This window comes from Nocardia sp. NPDC052001 (genome assembly GCF_040680615.1).
Taxonomy (GTDB): Bacteria; Actinomycetota; Actinomycetes; order Mycobacteriales; family Mycobacteriaceae; genus Nocardia.
Genome location: NZ_JBFAXC010000002.1, coordinates 701,887 through 718,757, shown reverse-complemented (window position 1 = coordinate 718,757; position 16,871 = coordinate 701,887). Strand labels below are relative to the sequence as shown.

At 67.2% G+C, this 16,871-nt stretch carries 17 protein-coding genes; 4 read left to right on the top strand and 13 right to left on the bottom strand.

Going from position 1 to position 16,871, the window contains the following annotated elements:
- Positions 1–8: 8 nt before the first annotated feature.
- The 7 genes from AB0L82_RS11570 to dop form a co-directional block, all read right to left on the bottom strand.
- Positions 9–1,109, bottom strand: a complete 1,101-nt coding sequence (locus tag AB0L82_RS11570; protein WP_364634016.1) for a YafY family protein — start codon at positions 1,107–1,109, stop codon at positions 9–11.
- Complete coding sequence (locus AB0L82_RS11565) at positions 1,106–2,098, bottom strand: YafY family protein (RefSeq protein ID WP_364634014.1); 993 nt, start codon at positions 2,096–2,098, stop codon at positions 1,106–1,108. Before AB0L82_RS11565 ends, AB0L82_RS11570 begins: the two co-directional genes overlap by 4 nt.
- 193 nt (positions 2,099–2,291) lie before the next feature.
- A complete protein-coding gene (gene pafA, locus AB0L82_RS11560) occupies positions 2,292–3,650 on the bottom strand; it encodes a Pup--protein ligase (protein WP_364634012.1) in 1,359 nt (452 codons plus the stop codon).
- Between the two features lie 311 nt (positions 3,651–3,961).
- Positions 3,962–4,738: a proteasome subunit alpha gene (prcA, locus tag AB0L82_RS11555; protein ID WP_364634010.1), complete on the bottom strand. Its 777-nt coding sequence runs from the start codon at positions 4,736–4,738 to the stop codon at positions 3,962–3,964.
- Complete coding sequence (prcB, locus tag AB0L82_RS11550) at positions 4,735–5,559, bottom strand: proteasome subunit beta (protein WP_364634008.1); 825 nt, start codon at positions 5,557–5,559, stop codon at positions 4,735–4,737. The genes prcA and prcB overlap by 4 nt, the downstream gene beginning before the upstream one ends.
- Positions 5,560–5,585: 26 nt before the next feature.
- Entirely contained in the window at positions 5,586–5,780 is a 195-nt protein-coding gene (locus AB0L82_RS11545) for a ubiquitin-like protein Pup (protein ID WP_067536347.1), read from the bottom strand.
- A 158-nt stretch (positions 5,781–5,938) separates the two neighbouring features.
- Positions 5,939–7,438, bottom strand: coding sequence for a depupylase/deamidase Dop (dop, locus tag AB0L82_RS11540; protein WP_364634007.1), 1,500 nt, complete (start codon positions 7,436–7,438; stop codon positions 5,939–5,941).
- Between the two features lie 143 nt (positions 7,439–7,581).
- Here dop and AB0L82_RS11535 point away from each other — a divergent pair, with 143 nt between their 5' ends.
- Complete coding sequence (locus AB0L82_RS11535) at positions 7,582–8,850, top strand: DUF418 domain-containing protein (RefSeq protein ID WP_364634005.1); 1,269 nt, start codon at positions 7,582–7,584, stop codon at positions 8,848–8,850.
- 106 nt (positions 8,851–8,956) lie between these two features.
- On the opposite strand, the gene AB0L82_RS11530 is transcribed toward AB0L82_RS11535, so the two are convergent.
- The 3 genes from AB0L82_RS11530 to AB0L82_RS11520 form a co-directional block, all read right to left on the bottom strand.
- Entirely contained in the window at positions 8,957–10,516 is a 1,560-nt protein-coding gene (locus tag AB0L82_RS11530; RefSeq protein ID WP_364634004.1) for an FAD-dependent monooxygenase, read from the bottom strand.
- Between the two features lie 25 nt (positions 10,517–10,541).
- Positions 10,542–11,156, bottom strand: coding sequence for a TetR family transcriptional regulator (locus AB0L82_RS11525; RefSeq protein ID WP_364634002.1), 615 nt, complete (start codon positions 11,154–11,156; stop codon positions 10,542–10,544).
- Between the two features lie 97 nt (positions 11,157–11,253).
- Entirely contained in the window at positions 11,254–11,958 is a 705-nt protein-coding gene (locus AB0L82_RS11520) for a TetR/AcrR family transcriptional regulator (protein ID WP_364634001.1), read from the bottom strand.
- A 97-nt stretch (positions 11,959–12,055) separates the two neighbouring features.
- On the opposite strand from AB0L82_RS11520, the gene AB0L82_RS11515 reads away from it, so the two are divergent.
- Both AB0L82_RS11515 and AB0L82_RS11510 read left to right on the top strand, forming a co-directional pair.
- Positions 12,056–12,973 carry a diiron oxygenase gene (locus tag AB0L82_RS11515; protein WP_364633999.1) on the top strand — a complete coding sequence of 306 codons (918 nt, stop codon included), beginning with the start codon at positions 12,056–12,058 and terminating at the stop codon, positions 12,971–12,973.
- Positions 12,970–13,326 (top strand): DUF4873 domain-containing protein, encoded by a 357-nt coding sequence (locus tag AB0L82_RS11510; RefSeq protein ID WP_364633997.1) that lies wholly within the window; start codon positions 12,970–12,972, stop codon positions 13,324–13,326. The genes AB0L82_RS11515 and AB0L82_RS11510 overlap by 4 nt, the downstream gene beginning before the upstream one ends.
- Here AB0L82_RS11510 and AB0L82_RS11505 read toward each other — a convergent pair.
- Entirely contained in the window at positions 13,323–14,012 is a 690-nt protein-coding gene (locus AB0L82_RS11505) for a TetR/AcrR family transcriptional regulator (RefSeq protein WP_364633995.1), read from the bottom strand. The genes AB0L82_RS11510 and AB0L82_RS11505 overlap by 4 nt on opposite strands.
- A 129-nt stretch (positions 14,013–14,141) precedes the next feature.
- On the opposite strand from AB0L82_RS11505, the gene AB0L82_RS11500 reads away from it, so the two are divergent.
- The gene (locus tag AB0L82_RS11500; RefSeq protein WP_364633993.1) at positions 14,142–14,588 is read left to right on the top strand and encodes a nitroreductase family deazaflavin-dependent oxidoreductase; all 447 of its coding nucleotides are present in this window, start codon (positions 14,142–14,144) and stop codon (positions 14,586–14,588) included.
- A 16-nt stretch (positions 14,589–14,604) separates the two neighbouring features.
- On the opposite strand, the gene AB0L82_RS11495 is transcribed toward AB0L82_RS11500, so the two are convergent.
- Together AB0L82_RS11495 and AB0L82_RS11490 are read right to left on the bottom strand one after the other, a co-directional pair.
- Complete coding sequence (locus tag AB0L82_RS11495) at positions 14,605–14,964, bottom strand: arsenate reductase family protein (RefSeq protein ID WP_364633991.1); 360 nt, start codon at positions 14,962–14,964, stop codon at positions 14,605–14,607.
- Between the two features lie 24 nt (positions 14,965–14,988).
- The gene (locus AB0L82_RS11490) at positions 14,989–16,614 is read right to left on the bottom strand and encodes a hypothetical protein (protein WP_364633989.1); all 1,626 of its coding nucleotides are present in this window, start codon (positions 16,612–16,614) and stop codon (positions 14,989–14,991) included.
- Positions 16,615–16,871: the final 257 nt, after the last annotated feature.

Sequence of the window (16,871 nt, the reverse complement as noted above, 5' to 3'; positions counted from 1 at the left end):
CGGGACGGTCACGCCGGACCGACCTCCTCTAACCCGGTCAATTGCAGTTCGGTCGAATTGTCCTGGACCAGAGCCGAATACGCGGCCAGCGCGGTGCCGGAGCGTTCGCGCACCGCGGTCACCAGTTCGGGCGGGCCCAGCACGGTGACCCCGGAGCCGAAGCCGAGCAGCAGCCGGGCCATCCAGTCCAGGGTGGCGAAGCGCATGGTGGCCTCGACATTGCCGTCCGGATGTACCGCGACCCGATGCATCGGATACTGATCCAGGACCCACGAGTAGTCGGCGTGAATCAGCAGGCGCGCCAGCGGAACCGCCGGATCGTCGACGAAGAGGTCCAGTGCCGAGGTTTCGTCGGCGGCGGCCTCGGCGGGCGGGCGCGCCGGTTCGTCGAGTTCGGCGGCCTCCTCGATGCGATCGAGGCGGAACAGGCGGACGCCCTCGGCTTCGCGGCACCAGGCCTGCAGATAGCTGTTGTTGTCCACCAGGACAATACGAATCGGGTCCACGGTTCGTTCAGACACGACATCGCGACTGGCCGAGTAATAGACCATCCGCACCGCGTGACTGTTGGCGAGCGCGGACCGCACCGTCGCCACCGATGGGGCCTCGGCCGGGGTGGTCGGGGCCTCGAATTCGATACCGGAGATGGCGGATTCGATCTTCGCGATGGCCGAATGCGCCGCGCTGGGATCTACCATGCCGGGCAGATCCGCGATCGAGCGCAGTGCCACCAGCAGTGCGGTCGCCTCCAGCGAGGTCAGCCGCAGCGGGCGATCGATACCGGCGGAGAAGGTGACCTCGATGCTCTCCTCGGAGAACGACAGATCGATCAGATCACCCGGGCCGTACCCCGGAAGTCCGCACATCCACAGCTGATTCAGATCACTCATCAGCTGTTTGGTGGTGACGCCGAGTTCGGCGGCGGCCTCCGCGGCGCTGATGCCCGGATTGGCCTGGAAGTACGGGACCATATTCAGCAGCCGGGACAGCCGCACCGAAAGCCTGCTCGCGGCAACGGCATTGGCACGGCGATCGCGGGCCCCGGTGGAGACGCGCGCGCCGTCCGTGGCACCCGATGCGGGTTTGCGCGGATTGCCACCGTCGCTCATGCCGAGACCTCCGTCCGTTCCAGCACCGACTCGAGCCGGGCGATCACATTGTGGCGCAGCTCTTCCGGCGCGAGCACCAGCGCGTCCGCGCCGAGACCGGTGATGAGCCGGGCCAGCCAATCGCGGGAACGGATGGGCACCTCCACGATCGAGCCCTTGCGGCCGCCGAGCTCACGCTCCTCCATGGTCGCGCCGAGCCTGCGGATCTCCTGACCGCGGCCGTCCGCGACCCAGACCGTGGCCGAACCGGTAATCGGGGCCTGCCCGGTGACCTCGGCGACCAGCGCGCGCAGATCCACATCCGCGGGCTTGTGCACGACGTCCTCGGGGCCGTACGCGGTGATCGCCTCACCGATACGAGAGATGCGGAACACTCGCGGTGCGTTGCGAGCATTGTCATAGCCCGCGAGGTACCACCGGCCGTGATGGGTGACCACACCCCAGGGCTGCACATCGCGTTCGATGGGTTCGCCGTGCGATTGCCGATGCAGGAATCGCACCGCACGGCCCGCGTCGATGGCGGCCAGCAGTTTGCCCAGTACGGGTTCGGAACCGCGGGTGCGCGCCGGGACCGCGGGCACCGACGCGACACCGGCGTCGGGCTCCAGGTGGATGCCCGCGGCGCGCAGCTTGAGCAGCCCGCCCTCGGCCGCCGCGGCCAGTTCCGGGGACTCCCACAGCTGCACCGCGACCGCGACCGCGGCGGATTCGGCGCTGGTCAGATCGATATCGGGTAGCTCATAGGCATCCCGATTGATGCGGTAGCCCTCGGCGCCGGAATACCGGCTGATGGGCCCGATTTCGAGGGGGATGCCCAGATCGCGCAGCTCGTTCTTGTCGCGCTCGAACATGCGGCTGAAGGCCTCGTCGCTCGCCGACTCCTCATAACCCGCGACAGAGTCCCGAATCCGCTCGGCGGTCAGGAACTGACGGGTGGACAGCAGCGCGATAACCAGATTCATCAACCGCTCGACCTTGGATATCGCCACCCGTTAGAGAGTAGTGTGCCCGCGCGACGCGCGTAGCACGGCTCTACCCTTTTTGCCCTCCGCTTCGCTCCGGGCTGGTCCGCGGCCCGGGAAGTCCCACTTCTTCCCTCCCTCCGCTCAGTCCAGAAGCGGGACGGCCGCGAACCCTGTTGGGTTCGCGGCCGTTTCGAATCGATCTTTACGCTGCGTGCATCTACATCGAGGCGATGAGCCGGTCGACGCGCTCATCCACCGAGCGGAACGGGTCCTTGCAGAGCACCGTGCGCTGGGCTTGATCATTGAGCTTGAGGTGCACCCAGTCGACCGTGAAATCCCGGCCGGCTTCCTGTGCGGCGGTGATGAAATCGCCACGCAGTTTGGCACGCGTGGTCTGCGGCGGGGTGTTGACCGCCGCGTCGACCGCCTCGTCCTCGGTGATGCGCTTGGCCAAACCCTTGCGCTGCAACAGGTCGAAGACGCCGCGGCCGCGCTTGATGTCGTGATAGGCCAGATCCAGCTGGGCGATCTTGGGATCGGACAGCTCCATGCTGTAGCGATCCTGATAGCGCTGGAACAGCTTGCGCTTGATGACCCAGTCGATCTCGGTGTCCACCTTGGCGAAATCCTGCGCCTCGACGGCGTCGAGGGTGCGGCCCCAGAGGTCCACCACCGCGTCCACCTGCGGATCGCGATCGCGATTGCGCAGATGTTCGACGGCGCGGGCGTAGTACTCGCGCTGGATCTCCAGGGCGCTGGCCTGCCGGCCGCCCGCCAAGCGCACGGGGCGCTTACCGGTGGGATCGTGCGACACCTCACGGATAGCCCGAATCGGGTTGTCCAGAGCGAAGTCTCGGAAGGCGACGCCCGCCTCGATCATCTCCAGGACCAGCGAGGCGGTGCCGACCTTGAGCATGGTGCTCGGCTCGGCCATATTCGAATCGCCGACGATCACGTGCAGGCGGCGGTACTTCTCGGCATCGGCGTGCGGCTCGTCACGGGTGTTGATGATGGGCCGCGACCGCGTGGTTGCCGAGGAGACGCCCTCCCAGATGTGCTCCGCGCGCTGTGAGAGGCAGAACGTGGCGGCCTTGGGCGTCTGCAGCACCTTGCCCGCACCGCAGATCAGCTGGCGGGTCACCAGGAACGGCAGCAGCACATCGGAGATGCGGGAGAACTCGCCCGCACGCACCACGAGGAAGTTCTCATGGCAGCCGTAGGAGTTGCCCGCGGAGTCGGTGTTGTTCTTGAACAGGTAGATGTCGCCGCCGATACCTTCTTCGGCGAGACGCTGTTCGGCGTCGATGAGCAGATCCTCCAGGACCCGTTCACCGGCGCGGTCATGAGTGACCAGCTGCACCAAGCTGTCGCACTCGGCCGTCGCGTACTCCGGATGGGAACCGACATCGAGGTAGAGCCGGGCGCCATTACGAAGGAACACGTTGGAACTACGGCCCCAGGAAACCACCCGGCGGAAGAGATACCGGGCCACCTCGTCAGGACTCAACCGACGGTGACCGTGAAAGGTGCACGTCACCCCGAATTCGGTTTCGATCCCCATGATTCGTCGCTGCACCCTATCGACATTACAGCGATGTAGTGCCCGATAAGGGCGGTGTGGCAGACCCGATGCAAACGTATTCACAACGATTTAGCACGGGATGCAACGCCGCACCCCCTGTAGGCAGCGAAAAGGCAAGTCCCCTTTGCACTCTGCTGTGCAGAGTGCAAACACTCGCAGGTCCCGAGTGCAACGTGGCGGGGGGGTGAAAATGCGAAACCGGGCCGCGAACAATAGGTTCGCGGCCCGGTTTCGGGGCGGGAGAATATCGCCCGGAATCGCCGGGCGCGCACTTGTCGTGTGCGGCCGGGGATTTCGGCGAAATTCTAGGCCTGGGACGGATCTCCGGACGAGGGCCTGTCGGCCTCGGCCGCCGCCGCGGCGCTCTGCGCCTTACCGGTGATCAGTTCCTGTAGTGCGGCCCCGGTGATGCGGCGGAAAGCCCGTCGCGGCCGGGACTGTTCGAGCGTGGCGACCTCCAGCGAGGCCGACGCGGCCGGCTTCTTGTCCTTGTCCGCGCCCTCGGGTGCGGACTTGGCCAGGGCCTGCATCGCCACCGTGACAGCGGAGTGCAGGTCCAGACCGGGCTGGTAGGACGCCTTGAGCGCGGTGACGATGGGCTCGGTATTGCCGCCCATGACCACGAATTCGCGCTCGTCGACGATGGATCCGTCGAAGTTGATGCGGTACAGCACCGAACTCGGCGTCGCATCCGGGTAGCCGACCTCGGCCACGCAGATCTCGACCTCGAACGGTTTGAGCTGATCGGTGAAGATGGTGCCCAGGCTCTGCGCGTACAGGTTGGCCAGGAAGCGGCCGGTGACATCGCGCCGGTCGAACTGGTAACCACGCAGATCAGCCTGCAGAATGCCACCGCGGCGCAGGCTTTCGAACTCGTTGTACTTGCCGACGGCGGCGAAACCGACGCGGTCGTACAGCTCGCTCACCTTGTGCAGTGTGGCCGAGGGGTTCTCGGCCACGAACACCACACCCTTGTCGTACACCAGCACGATGACGCTTCGCCCGCGTGCGATGCCCTTGCGCGCGAGTTCGGTCTTATCGCGCATGATCTGTTCGGCGGACGCGTAATACGGCAGTGTCATGCTCGCGCACTCCCCTCTTCGTCCGCGCGTTCGGCCACGATCTCGCGGGTGATCTCGGCCAGCCGTCCCTCCGACACCTCAACGGAGCCTTCGGAATCGATGACGATCGCCGTCGGATAGATGCCCCGCAGGGTGTCGGGGCCGCCGGTGGCGGTGTCGTCGTCGGCGGCGTCGAACAGGGATTCCACGGCGATGCTCAATGCCGCGTCCTGATCGATGCCCCGGCGATAGGTCTTCTTCAGCGACGATTTGGCGAACAGCGAGCCGGAACCGACCGCGGTGTAACCGAATCGCTCCTCGCTGCGGCCGCCGACCACGTCGTAGGAGATGATGCGGCCGGACTTATCCGGATCGGACTGATCCGGGTCGAAGCCGACCAGCAGCGGCACCACCGCGAGACCCTGCAGGGCCGCGGGGAGGTTGTCGCGCACCATCTTCGAGAGTTTGTTGGCCTTGCCGTCGAAGGTGAGGGGGACGCCCTCGATCTTCTCGTAGTACTCGAGCTCCACCGCGAACAGCCGGATCATTTCGATGGCCATACCCGCGGTGCCCGCGATACCGGCCGCCGAGAAGGTGTCGGTGATGTACACCTTCTCGATGTCCCGGCTGGCCAGCAGGTTGCCCTGGGTGGCCCGGCGGTCGCCCGCGATCAGCACACCGCCGCGGTAGCTGACCGCGACGATGGTGGTGCCGTGCGGTGCGATATCGGAGGGCGCACCCGTATTCGAGAGCGCTCCGTCACCCCGGAAGCTGTTGCCGGGCAACAGTTCCGGAGCGTGCATCCGCAAGTATTCGGAGAAGGAGGAGAGGGCGTTCCCCATCTGGAGACGCAGTGGGTCGCCTTGGGTCACTGGCCGCCCTTCTGAACGTATGCGCGCACGAAGTCCTCGGCATTCTCCTCGAGGACGTCGTCGATCTCATCGAGCAGGTCGTCGGTCTCCTCAGCCAGTTTCTCCCGGCGCTCCTGCCCCGCAGCACCGTCCCCGACGGGGCCCTCATCCTCGTCGCCACCACCGGCGCGCTTGGTCTGCTCTTGTGCCATAGCAGCCGACCTCCTCTGTGATCATCGGCGAGCACCGGAGAAAATCCGATGCCCGTAGCGTCAACACTACCCAGCGGCGGCGACAACGTGCCGGATTAACCGCATTGACGTCGCTTCGCGATCTTCCGGAAGCCTGCCGCCGCCTCTTGTTTTCACCCTCAGTGGGTGAGCTGTTGCACCAACTCGGCCGCGGTCTCGACACCGTCCAGCAACTTGCCCACATGGGCTTTGGTACCGCGGCGGGGTTCCAGGGTCGGGATGCGGACCAGGGAATCGCCGCCGAGGTCGAAGATGACCGAGTCCCAGCTGGCGGCGGCGATATCGGCGCCGAAGCGGCGCAGGCATTCGCCGCGGAAGTAGGCGCGGGTGTCGGTAGGCGGATTGGTCATGGCGTCGAGGATCTGCTGTTCGGACACCAAGCGCTGCATGGAACCTCGGGCCACCAGGCGGTTGTAGAGACCCTTGTCCAGGCGCACGTCCGAGTACTGCAGGTCGACCAGGTGCAGTTTGGGGGCCGCCCAGGTCAGGCCCTCGCGCTTGCGCATGCCTTCCAGCAGACGGAGTTTGGCGGTCCAGTCGAGCAGGTCCGCGGTTTCCATGGGGTCGCGCTCGAGCAGGTCGAGCACATGCGCCCATTTGGTGAGCAGATCCTGCACGCGGGCGTCGTCGATGCCCTGGCGGTAGACGAACTTCTCCACGCGGTCGAGGTAAATGCGTTGCAGCGCAAGCCCGGTCAGCTCGCGGCCGTCGGCGAGCGCGACCGTGGCGCGCAGCGTCGGATCATGGCTGATGGTGTGCACGGCGGTGACCGGACGGGCCAGCTGGAGGTCCGAGAGGTCCTCGCCCGCCTCGATCATGTCGAGCACCAGCGCCGAGGTGCCGACCTTGAGGTAGGTGGCCCATTCGGACAGGTTCGCGTCACCGATGATGACGTGCAGGCGACGGTACTTGTCCGCATCGGCGTGCGGTTCGTCACGGGTGTTGATGATGCCGCGCTTGAGCGTGGTCTCCAGGCCGACCTCGACCTCGATGTAGTCCGCGCGCTGGGACAGCTGGAATCCGGCGGTATCACCGTTCTGGCCGATGCCCACGCGGCCGGAACCGCAGATCACCTGGCGGGATACGAAGAACGGGGTGAGGCCCACGATGATCTGGTTGAACGGGGTCTCACGGCTCATGAGGTAGTTCTCATGGGTGCCGTAGGAGGCGCCCTTACCGTCGGTGTTGTTCTTGTACAGCTGCATGCGGGGCGCGCCCGGCACGCTGGAGGCGAAGCGGGCGGCGGCCTCCATGACCCGCTCACCGGCCTTGTCCCAGATCACCGCGTCCAGCGGGTCGGTGACCTCGGGGGCGGAGTATTCGGGGTGCGCGTGGTCGACGTAGAGCCGTGCGCCATTGGTGAGGATCATATTCGCCGCGCCGACCTCGTCGGCGTCGATGACGGGTGCGGGGCCGTTGAGCCGGCCGAGGTCGAATCCGCGTGCGTCGCGCAGCGGTGATTCCACCTCGTAATCCCAGCGGGTGCGTTTGGCGCGCGGCACGCCTTCGGCTGCGGCATAGGCGAGAACCGCCTGGGTCGACGTGAGAATCGGGTTGGCCGACGGCTCCGAAGGCGTCGAAATGCCGTACTCGACCTCGATTCCGATGATGCGCTGCATGTGGTCGAGCCTAGGCGACGCGGGCGCGGATGGGGCGCGACCGGGTCGGGCTCGGGTCTCGGGGTTGGTCATTCGTGCGGCGTATCCGGCATCGTCCTCCCGGGTGATCCGCCGCTACCGGCGCGGACGACACAATGTCAGACATGGTCGAACCGGTCACCTCCCCGCGATCGGAACGCCCGATCACCGCCGCGAGCGAGTCGAATCCCGTTCCGGCGGAACGTGATACCACGGCGACGGCACCGTCCCCGCGGCGATCCGCGCGACTGCCCGCCCTGGATGTGCTGCGCGGCATCGCGATTCTGGGCACCCTCGGCACCAATATCTGGATCTTCTCCAATGGTTCGGGGCTGCTTGGTTATGTCGCGCACCTGGACGAGCCGGACGGTATCTGGCTGTGGGCCGAGCGGTTCCTCCAGCAATTGGCGCAGGGCAAGTTCCTGGGTCTGCTCACCATCATGTTCGGTATCGGGCTCGCGATTCAGCAGGGTTCCGCGGTGCGCGGCGGGCGCGCGTGGCCGGGCAAGTATCCGTGGCGGGCGGCCCTGCTGTGCCTGGACGGTCTGCTGAACTTCCTGCTGGTCGCCGAATTCGATGTGCTCATGGGCTATGCCGTGACCGGCCTGGTGGTGGCGTTCGTGCTGGCCACCGGCCCGCGTGCCCAGCGCCGCTGGCTGATCATCGCGGCGGGCATTCACACCCTCATGCTCACCGTCATCGTGGCGGGCATCGTGCTGGCCGCCGGTCAGCAGGAGTCGTCCACGCCCGAACCGCTGGACCCCAATCCCTACGCGGACGGCTCCTTCTGGGATCTGGTGCTGTTCCGTATCGACCACGCGCTGATCTTCCGGCTGGAACCGCTCTTCATCTTCCCCATGTCGATCGCCCTGTTCCTGCTGGGCGCGCGCCTGTTCCGAGCCGGGGTATTCGAACCGGAGGGTGCCCGAATCCGCAAGCGCCTCATGATCATCGGAGCGGTCGCGACCCCGCTGGATTTCGTGATCGGCATGGTCGGCGGCGATCTGATCCTGCTGACCCGCTACGGCCTGGCGCCCTTCGTATCGATGGGCATCCTCGGCCTGGTCGCCCACGTCTACGCCCGCCGCACCGCCCCCGCCTTCGTCGGCCGCCGCTTCGCCGAGGTGGGACGAATGGCCTTGAGCTGCTACATCTTACAAAACCTGCTCGCCGGATTCCTCTGCTACGGCTGGGGTTTGGGCCTGGCCACCCTGGTCTCCCCCGCCGCCCGCGTGCCCTTCACCCTCGGCATCTACCTGCTGGTCTCGGCCTGCATGCTGGTCTTCGCCCACACCTGGCTGCGCCGCTTCGACCGCGGCCCGGTCGAGTGGCTATGGAACGCCAGCTACCGCGCCCTGGCGGAGCGCGGTAGCGGCACCACTCGCACCGCCTAGGCGCCGGTGATGTTCCGGCCGGTCCCGGGCACGAGATCTAACACGACGCTTCGGGATTCCCGGGTGAAGGATCACCATTTGCCCGAGACGTATCTCAGCACGCGAATCAAGCCGCAGTCACCGGCACGGCGTCGAACCAGCGGGCCAGCGCGGACCGCAATCCGCCGAGGTCGGCGGTATCGAGGTTCGGAGCGTCGGTCGCCCACGCCACATAGGTATCCGGACGCAGCAGAAGTGCGGCGGCGGGCGGATCCTCGGTGCGGCCGTGCACGATCTCGATCCGATCGGCGTATGGCCTCAGCGCCTCGGCGAATGAGCCGGTTACGGTGAGGTCGAGCAGCAATGGCTGTGCGGCCCTGCTCAATTCGGCTACGCGAGACCGGCCCGCGGCGGTGTCCAGGTCGAGGTCGGGGGCGGGCGCGCCGACCAGCGGATGCGGGTCCGGTACGCCCATGTCGTAGCGAACGTCCGACCCCGAGATCAGGTCGGCGATCCGCTGCACGGTGGCCGCATCGGTGAGCAGTTCGGCGAAAACCGCGCGCATGGCGGTGATATCCGCGCCCGGCGCGAGCAGCGCGGCCTGCGTCTGCGACTGCGCCACCGCACGGTCGGCGGCAATGCGCCGCTCGGTGTCGTAGGTGTCCAGGAGACCTTGCGGCGCTTGGCCTTTGATCTCGGCGGCGAGTTTCCAGCCGAGGTTCATGGCGTCTTGCAGACCCAGATTGAGGCCGGGACCGCCGCCGAATACCAGCACATGCGCGGCATCACCGGCGAGGACAACGCGGCGGTCCCGGAATTGTGCGGCGACCCTGGTGTTTCCGCCGAGCTGGCGGCGCAGGGCGTGCGGTCCGGGTCCGGTCGCGGGACCGAGTTCGATCTCCGCGCCCAGCACGTACGCGATGCTGGCCTGCATCTCCGCCAGGGTCATCGGCCCCTCCTGTGCCGGGCGATCCCATTCGGTGGTGCTGAACAGCGGTGTCCGGCCGGGGAACGGCGCGTAGGCCAGTCCGCCACGTTCGGTGCGAATCGGCAGGAAGGGGCGAATCTCGCCGTAGCCGGGGACGCGCAGCGCCCCGGTGGCGGGATCCACCAGGTCCGGGGAGATGGTGGCGTGCGCGGTGCGGGTGGTGGCGCGGTCGTAACTGACTCCGGGAAAGTCGATTCCGGACCGCTTGCGAACCACGCTGTGCCCGCCGTCCGCGCCGACCAGGTATCGGGCGCGCAGCCGGACCGTCTCCCCCGCCGTCGAAACATCCACGGTGACAGCGTCTTCGTCCTGCGAGATGCCGGTGATCTCAGCACCCCAGCGGATTTCCGCGCCGAGTTCGAGCGCCCGATCTCGCAGTACCGCCGCGAGTTCGGGCTGGGGTACCGCCATGTTGTAGACGGGACTGCGCTCGAGCAGGCTCAAATCCAAAGGGAGAGCGGCGAACATGAAGTAGGCGGAATTGGGTTGCGGCCGTCCGGGCGGTCCGCCGAGACGCTCGTACAGGCCGCGCCTATCCATCATCGGCACCACCTGTCCGACCAGACCGTTGGCTTTGGCTTCGGAACTGGGTTCGGTGAGCCGTTCGAGCACCAGCGGGCGGATACCAGCCAGGGCGAGTTCGCTCGCCAGCATCAGGCCGACTGGGCCCGCTCCGGCGATGATGACGTCGTGGGTCATGACTTCTCCTGCGAGACAGCGTTTCTCAGTTAGGCACCGGCAGGCCCGCGGCCAGCCGGTCGAGCGCTTCGCGCAGCAGATCCATGAGCGGTTGCGGCGGATCGGCGCGCTGACTGTGATCGATGGCGGCGCTGATGGCGGCCGAGACCGCCGCGGCGACCAGACTCGGATACAGGTCCCGGGCGGGATCGGTGCCGGTGCGGGCGGCCACCGCGGCCGTAAGCGTCTGCTGCGCGGTCGCATTGGCTTCGAGAATGGCCACCTGCACGGCGGGTGTGCCGAGCATGATGCGAATGCCGTCCACCCAGTGCCGGTCGGTGGTGGTCGCGGCGGTGACGGTCTCGCCGAGTCCGAAGCGGTCCAGGACGGCGGCTGTCATTGCCTCCCACAGGGTTTCACCGTCCGGGCGGGCGGCGAATTCCTCGGCGACCTGTTCCATGCGTTCCAGATGCCGGGACGCCACGGCCTCGGCCTTACTGGAGAAGTAGTTGCGGAAGGTGCGCACCGAGACATTGGCCGCGGCGGCGATGTCCTCCACCGTCACGTTGTCCCAGCCGCGTTCCACGCCCAGGCGAATGGTGGCCAGGCTCAGGGCGAGCCGGGTTTCCCGCTTCTTGCGCTCACGCAATCCATCGCTCACCTGTCCCAGCGTACAGATATTTGCCGTCGCGGCAATATTTCCAAATCGGCAAAATTATTCGAGGCAGCCACGACCCCTGACAGCCGAGCGATGAATATCAGCCGAGCTGGGCGGCTTCCCGGCGCGCCACCAATTCGGCGACGACGGTGTCCCGGGTCATCGGCACCTCGAGGCTGCGCGCATTGCCCTCGAGCAGCGCGAGGACCGATTCGGTGAGGATGCCCTCGACCTGCTCGGAGGTGAGCACACCGTCCGCGCGCCAGCTGTTGACCACGCCGTCCACGAAGCCGACCATGCCGAAAGCGGTGGGGCGGGCGCGGTTCGGATCGAGTCCGAAGCCGCCGAGGATATCGGCGAACAGGTCCGCCAATTGCGCGCCGATGCGATCACGCGCTCCGGCCAGCGCCCCCGAGGACTGCCCGTGCGGATCACCGGCGGCCAGGAAGCGGTGCAGATTCGGATGCCGCACAACCCAACCGACGTAGGTGCCGACCGCGCCGCGCACCGCATCGCGCACGGTGCCGTCGGGTCGCAGGCGCGGAAGCAGTTCGGCCAGTAGCGAATCCAGAATGTGCCGGCGAATCGCCTCGTCGAGATCGGCGCGGCCGTCGAAGTGCCGGTAGACGACCGGGCGCGGCACCTTGAGGCGATCGGCGATCTGCTGCACCGAGATCTCCACGCCGTTGTCCTCGATGACACCGAGGGCGGCGTCGAGCATATCGGCGCGGCGGCGGGCCTTGTGTCCGCTCCAGCGGGTGCTGCGGCCGTCGCTCGACGGGGTATGAGTGCTGGTTCCGGTCACTCGGCCCACGATACCCACCTGCTTATTGACCGATACACCGTGTACCACTAATCTGAGTGTAACAGCGTGTATCAGTAATTTCAGTCAGGATGCTGCCATGAGCAACGACGCCATCGCTTCCCCCGACAAGACACTGCTCCCTCGCGATTCCTTCGCTCAGCGACTGCTCACGGGGCATGTGAAGAAGTTCTACGATCCGGTCGTCGATATCGACTGGGACGCACCCCTGGACCCGGACAAACTCTTCCTGCCGCCCGGGGTGGTCTCGCTCTTCGGCACGCCGCTGTGGGATGCGATGGATCATGAACAGCGCCGCGAACTCTCGCGCCAGGAACTGGCCAATGTGCTCTCCGTCGGCATCTGGTTCGAGAACCTGCTCAATCGACTGCTGTTGCGCGAGCTCATGTCCGGCGATCCGCGGTCCCGGCATTCGCACTACACGCTCACCGAGATGGGCGATGAATGCCGGCACATGATGATGTTCGGCAAGCTCATCGACCGGGTGGAGGCGAAGCCGTACTGGCCCAATCGCTATGAGCGCCTGACCATCAGCGCACTGCAGATCTTCCTGCGCGGTTCCATGGTGTGGGTGGGCGCGCTGGTCGGCGAGGAGATCTTCGACGCCATTCAGCGCCAGACCCTGGACGATCCGGAATTGCAGCCGGTCGTGGCGCGCGCCATGCGGATTCACGTCACCGAGGAGGCGCGCCACATCGGTTTCGCCCGGGATGCTTTGGCGCGCATGGTCCCCGAGATGTCGCGGGCCGAACTGGCGTACACCAGACTGTGCGTCGCGATCGCCGCACCGCTGTTCGTGCACCTGATGACGAACTGGCATATGTACGTCCGCGCCGGAATCGAGGACGGTCGCGGCGCACGGCGGATGGCCCGCGCCAATCCGCATGCCAAGCGCGCCCTGGGCGTCGGAGCCGCGAATCTCGGTGCGTTCCTGGACAAGCAGGGCCTGATCGGCCCGATCGGCAAGCGCATCTGGCAGCGCCAGGGGCTGCTGTGAGGCGGGCACGGCGGGCGGTGGCACCGGATATCGACTATCCGGATCCCGCTCCCGCACCGGAGTATTCGGGTCCGGCGCTCTTGGACGCGCCGGGCGCGGAGGTCGCCGTCACGGTCAGCCTGAACGGCCACCTCGATCCGATCGACGGCAATTTCCATTGGTACGGAAGGGTTTCCGCGCCCGAGGGCGTCGAACTACCCGATCCCGGACGCGGTCAGGTCTTCCTCACACTGCCGGGTGGGACACCCGCGCGCGGTGTGCTCCAGGAGCGTGACCCGTGGGGCAATCTGCGCATCGTCGGACTCGGTGAGCCGCCATTCCCATTGGAGCAGGCCGAGATTCACCGCCGCTAGCCGGACAGGCCGATGAGATCGGCCATCAGTTCCACGGCGTAGTCGAAGAAGGGCCCGGCGGGATCCATACTGCCGACCAGTTGCCCGGTGAGTTCGAAGCCGACCGCGCCGTAGAGCTGCGTCCACGCCACCACCGTGCGCGCCACGCCCTCGGGCGGCAATCCCGGTGCGATCTGCGCGGCGATCTCGGAGCATTGCGCGGTGAGCTCGGCGGACATCTCGCCCTCGCCGTCCGCCAAAGTGCCTGCCCGCCAGGCGTTCACGACGATTCCCAGCGCCGCGACCGGCACCCGGGACGCGGGTCCGATGGTGTCCTGCGGCGCTTGATACCCCGGCACCGGCGACCCGTACAGCAGCGCGTATTCGTGCGGATGCCCGATGGCCCAGTGCCGCACCGCCGCCGCCGCGGCCCGCCACTGCGCGCGCGGGGTGTCCCCGGTCGCGACCGCGTTCTCCACCGCCTCGCCGACGGCGTTGTACGCCTCGATGATCAGCGCGGTGAGCAGTTCGTCCCGACTCGGGAAGTACCGGTACAGCGCCGAGGACACCATGCCGAGTTCGCGGGCGATGGCACGCAGCGACAGCGCGGCCGCGCCGGAGTCGGCGAGCTGACGGCGCGCCGCATCGGTGATCTCGCGAGTGATCTCGGCTCGTGCCCGTTCACGGGCGGTACGTGGGGCGCTCATACGAATAGTGTGCCACGTTTCGGAGCAGATGAATGAAATGAGAGCACTGCTCTTGACAGCGCGGCGACCGGCGGCGCACACTGATCACATCAGAGAGCGCCGCTCTCGAATATCAGAAGGAAGTCAGCCATGAGCGACCTCGCAACCCGGTACCTGTCCCCCACCGGCCTGGACCCGATCATGAACCGCATCGCCAACACCCTGCCCAAACTGGGCATCAGCGTGGCGGGTTCACGACTGCTCGCGGTGCGCGGGCGCAAGAGCGGCGAATGGCGCACCACGATGGTCAATCTGCTGGTCGTCGACGGACAGCGCTATCTGGTCGCACCGCGCGGCCACACCCAGTGGGTCCGGAATCTGCGCGTCTCCGGTAATGGCGAACTGCGGCTGGGCCGCAAGACCGAGACCTTCACCGCACGGGAGCTCCCCGATGCCGAGAAGCTCCCCGTCCTGCACGCCTACCTGGATCGCTGGGGCTGGGAAGTGGGCCGGTTCTTCGAGGGCGTGACCAAGAACTCCTCCGATGCCGAATTGGCCGCCATCGCACCGGGATTCCCGGTTTTCGCGCTCTCGTGACGAATCGTCGCGCCGCTCAGCGCAATTCGTCGAGCGCTTCGGCGCTGCGGGCGAGAATGGCGCGACCGTCGGCGGTCAGTACGATCGGCCGCTGGATGAGTCGCGGATGGGTGGCGAGGGCTTCGATCCAGCGGTCCCGCTCGGCGGGCGTGCGATCCCAGGAGGCCACCCCGAGTTCCCTGGCCTCGGGTTCGGCGGTGCGGGTGATATCCCACGGTTCGAGCCCGAGTTTGCCCAGTACGGAATCGATTTCGGCGACGCTCGGCGGATCGTCGAGGTAGCGGCGCTCGACGTACTCGACGCCGGTGTCATCGAGCGTCGCCTTGGCCGTGCGGCTCTTCGAGCATTTGGGGTTGTGCCAGATCTCGGTTGCCATACCGGGCAGCCTAATTCGGGCCGATCACAGCCAGTCCACGACCCACGGGTACGGGCGCATCCAGTACAGCGCCGATTCGGGCAGCGGTCCGCCCCAGCGCTGTTCGGCTTGGCCGAGTTCCCACAGGTATTCGGGGGCGGGCTCACCCTCGTGAATCTCGAACAGGTGCCGCCGCCAGGTATTGAGCATGGCGGGCACGACCTGCGGATCGGTGCCGAAGGCCCAGTTCACGCAGCGGCCCATGAGGGTGTCGACGGCGTGATTGGCGGCATTCGGATCGCCGGTGCTGAGCGAGTGCAGGAAGGCCGCGACCAGGTTGTAGGCCATGGCGTCGTGCACCGAGGTCTGACCGTTCTCCAGCGCCCAGACGCCGAGGTAGGTCGGCCCCTGCTCATCGATCCATACCGCGTGCGCCTCACCGACCCGATTGTCGAAGATGAGCGCCATCAGCAGACCGAGCACGGCCTTACCGGCGATCAGCGGATCGGGTGTGCCGGTGGCGATGGCATCGTCGATGAGCGCGCGATACGCGGTGGCGGCGATACCCGGCCGCTGCGCCTCGAGCAACGCGTCGGCGGCCTCACCGCCCGCGAGCTGATCCGCCGGAGGCTGTTTCGGCCCGGTGACCGATTCCATCCCATCCCCGGAGATGTTCAGCAGTTCGGTCTGCGCCACCTCACCCAGCGGCGGCCCGAGCGGCACCGACAGATCGATGGGCGGGGGCGCGTCGAACGGCTCCGCGCCGAAGGGCGGCGGGGCGAGGAAATCCGGATCGACCGGAGCCGGGCCGAACGGCCCCGGAACCGGCGACTCCGGGCCGAGCGGCGGCTGCGCGAAAGGAGCCGAGCCGAGCGGAGGCTGACCGAGCGGATCCGAGCCCAACGGGGACTGCCCGAGCGGATCCGAGCCGAATGACGGCTGTCCGAGCGGGTCCGGTCCGGGCGGCGGCGCGAATGGATCCTGGCCGAGGGGCACGTCCGGCCGCTGCGGGGCCGGAGCGGCATTCTCCACCGCGGCGGAGCTGTTCAGGTATCCCAGTGCCTCGCGGGCGAATTCGTTGTCGTGCGCGAGCAGCCAGTCGCGGCCGGCGCGCAGGGTGTCGATGAGGTGGCCGCCGACCTCGTGTTCGATGGCGGCGCAGATGGCGTAGTAGCCGTAGGCCCGGTATTCGTCGTAACCGTCGCCCTCGGCGACCAGGAGCTGGGCGTACCGGCTTGCCAGATCATGTCTTTCGATATCGCCGAGCAGGGTGCACGCGGTCATGGCGGCCATCAGGACCTCGCCGTGATCGCCGTGGCTGCGGCGCAGATCGATGCAGCGGTCGGCCATGAGCACCGCGCTGTCGGCGCGGCCGAGCTGGGTGGCGGCCTCCACGCCCATGGAGTACATGGTCGCCAGGGTCGCGGGCGGTATATCGGCCGGGAACCGCGCCGGGCCGTTCTCGGCGATGCGCAGTGCCTGGTCGTATTCGCCCGCGGCGAACGCGGACCGGAAGGTGTACGACACCACCCAGCCGTAATCCTTGGGGTCCGGCGGTGACAGCAGCGCATTGTCGAACGCCGTCAGCCGGGCGAGCGCTTCGGGCGCGCGGCCGGACTCCAGCATGCCGCTCGCCTCGTTCATCACCTCGACGAACGCATTTCGATCCATGGCCTCTTCGCCTTCCCGCCTTCTTCAGGTCCGGATCGTATGGGGCGCCACCGGACTCGCGCGGGCAGTGAGGGAAACGTCATAGTTTGAGGGACGCGGGCATGAAAGGCTACCCGGCGACCCGCTCCGGTCGCCGGGAATGCTCCTCCCCCGGCACTCAACTACGTTCCCCCACAACATTTTCCGCCGCGCTTACGCCGACGGCACCACCCCCTGATCGGGCTCACAACCGAATATCCGGTGGTGCGGGGATGATT